The sequence below is a fragment of the Enterococcus sp. CWB-B31 genome (genome assembly GCF_020567645.1).
Classification (GTDB): Bacteria; Bacillota; Bacilli; order Lactobacillales; family Enterococcaceae; genus Enterococcus_L.
This window is the reverse complement of record NZ_JAJDJW010000031.1, coordinates 1-2,737: the sequence shown is the minus strand read 5'-3', so window position 1 is coordinate 2,737 and position 2,737 is coordinate 1. Positions and strand designations below refer to the sequence as shown.

Genomic DNA, 2,737 nt, shown 5'->3' with positions numbered 1-2,737 from the left:
GCCAGTTACGTCGACATAGTCTTCGAGCTTTCGCTTGTCACGGGGCGGCGCTATGGAGCCAATGCGGGGTCGGCATAAGGGCGCCACTTGAGGGGCGGCACATAGGCGCCAGTCCAAGGGCGGCGTAATGGCGCCACGTTAGGGGCGGCGCATAGGCGCCAGCAGCATCAGGGCGAGAACGCGGTTCGAACTTTCCGAGTCGGTACGCTCCGTTCTTTTTGAACGGAGCGTCCATGGCCAACAGGAGGTTCGAATTGTTTGAATACCGCCAAGTCCTTGTCCGCATGCGGCAAGGCGATTCTGACCGCGACATCGCGCGCGGCGGTTTGATGGGGCGCAAGAAGCTGACGACCGTGCGCCGCGAGGCTGAAGCGCGTAGTTGGCTGGATCCGGTGCAGCCGCTGCCGGACGACGCTACGATCGCGGGTGTCTTCGGGCGCACGCCGCACCTGCCGCACACCTGTGTGTCGACGGTTGAGCCATATCGCGAACAGGTCCGCGAATGGCTTGCCGCCGGCGTTCAGGGCACCACGATCCATGCCGCCCTTCAACGCAATCATGGCTACGCCGGCAGCTATTGTGCCGTGAAGCGCATGCTGCGCCATCTGGCTGCCGAGCGCAGCGTGGCCACCACAACGATCCTCGACTTCGCACCGGCCGACGCCGCGCAGGTCGACTTCGGCGCGGGACCCGTGCTGACGGTCGAGGGCATTGCGGTCCGGACGTGGATCTTCGTGATGACGTTGTGCTGGTCGCGCCACCAGTATGCCGAGATCGTGCTGGACCAGACCGTCGAGACGTGGCTCGCCAGCCACCGGCGCGCCTTCGAATGGTTCGGCGGCTGTCCCGACCGGGTCATCATCGATAACGCGAAGTGCGCGATCATCCGGGCGTGTCGATACGAGCCGGCGGTGCAACGCTCGTACGCCGCGCTTGCCGAGGGATATGGATTCCGGATCGACGCCTGTCCGCCGCACGATCCCCAGAAGAAGGGCGTCGTCGAATCGGGCGTCAAATACGTCAAGAAGTCCTTCGTGCCGCTGCGCGAGTTCCGGGATCTGGCCGACGCCAACCGGCAACTGCGCGAATGGGTGATGCAGCAGGCCGGCACTCGTATCCACGGCACCGTCCACGAACGGCCGCTGACGCGCTTCGGCGTCGAGCGCCCGTTGCTCGCTGCATTGCCGGACGTGCCGCCGGTACTGTCGGTCTGGAAGGAGGTGGCGGTCCATCGCGACGGCCACGTCGTCTACAAGCACGCGCTGTACTCTGCACCGTTCACGCTCGTCGGCAAGTCGCTCTGGCTGAAGGCGACCGATACGGTCATCCAGCTGTTCCATCGGCATGAACTCGTCGCAACCCATCCGCGGCAGCGGGCCGGCGGTCGCCACACGGTGCGAGATCACCAGCCGCCCGAAGCGCAGGCCTGGCTCGAGCACGATCCGCAGTGGTGTCTGGCGCGCGCGAAGGAGATCGGGCCGTCGTGCCACGGCGTGATCCTCGCGCTGTTCAACGACAAGGTGCTCGTCAACCTGCGCGGCGCGCAGGGGATCATCCGGCTGCGACAGAAAGTCGGCGATCAGAGGCTGGAAGCAGCCTGCGAGCGTGCGCTCGCGTTCAGCAGCGCGAAGTACAGCACCATCAAGGGCATCCTCGACAAAGGCCTGGACAGCGAACCGGTGCCGCGTCCCGCGTCGGCCCCGACTGGCGCTTACCAGAACGGCGGCCGCTTCGGCCGTGATCTCCAATCCCTGCTGATCCACTGACACCATGAACCCGAGTCCCGAATTGAATTCCATCCTCAAACAGCTGCGCCTGTCCGGCATCCTCGACTCGCTTGAGCAGCGCAACCGTCAGGCGATCGACGGGCAGCTCGCCTATACCGAGTTCCTTGCCATGCTGCTGCACGACGAGGTTGCCCGTCGCGAACACAAGAAGCTCGGCACCCGTCTGCTGCGCGCCGGCTTCGCGATGGGCAAGACGCTCGAGACGTTCGACTTCGACCGGCTGCCTACGTTGAACCGCTCACACGTTCATGATCTCGCGACAGGCCGGTATCTCGACGAGAAGGTCGCGATCCTGATCGCCGGTCCAACCGGCACCGGCAAAAGCCACTTGGCCCAGGCGCTGGGCCACTGCGCCGCCCGCCAAGGCCGCGATGTGCTGTTCATCTCGCAGACCGAGCTGCTCAAGCGATTGAACGCCGCGCGCGCCACCGGCGCCTATGACCGCAAGTTCCAGCAGTACGCCCGGGTGCCGCTGCTGATCGTCGATGACTTCGCGCTCAAACCGCTACGTACCCCGCAGGACGAGGACTTCCACGATCTCGTCGCGGCCCGCTACGAGCACGCGGCGACCATCCTGACGTCGAATCTCGACTTCGGTGAATGGGGCGCCGCGTTCCCCGACAACCGCATCCTCGGCACCGCCACACTCGACCGACTACGCCACGGCGCCTACCGGCTCGTCCTCGAGGGCGACAGTTACCGCACCCCGAAACCGATGCCAGATCCCCCTCAAAATGCAGTTGCCAAAAACGGCAAAAAACCGCAACCTTGAAACCGTTCGAATCCGCGTTTTACCCCCGGTTCTGCTGGCGCCATTACGCCGCCCATCCCCGGCTCCTTTACGCCGCCCCGCGACACTTTCGCTCACACTTGAGCAAAAAGCCGTCGTTTCCCAGGGCTTGGATCGTACGGAGCAATCCGCCGAAATGGTCGTGGAGACATCGAGCCGC

The 2,737-nt window shown here is 64.9% G+C and carries 2 protein-coding genes; both read left to right on the top strand.

Annotated features, from left to right (window positions below; translation table 11 throughout):
* Positions 1 to 254: 254 nt before the first annotated feature.
* Complete coding sequence (gene istA / locus LI954_RS15910; protein ID WP_027809980.1) at positions 255 to 1,766, top strand: IS21 family transposase; 1,512 nt, start codon at positions 255 to 257, stop codon at positions 1,764 to 1,766.
* Between the two features lie 4 nt (positions 1,767 to 1,770).
* Positions 1,771 to 2,559, top strand: a complete 789-nt coding sequence (istB, locus tag LI954_RS15905; RefSeq protein WP_012213993.1) for an IS21-like element ISBmu1 family helper ATPase IstB — start codon at positions 1,771 to 1,773, stop codon at positions 2,557 to 2,559.
* Positions 2,560 to 2,737 lie beyond the last annotated feature (178 nt).

Bases quoted from the DNA above. Each gene is read 5' to 3' on its own strand.
- istB (WP_012213993.1), top strand. From the start codon at position 1,771: ATGAACCCGAGTCCCGAATTGAATTCCATCCTCAAACAGCTGCGCCTG.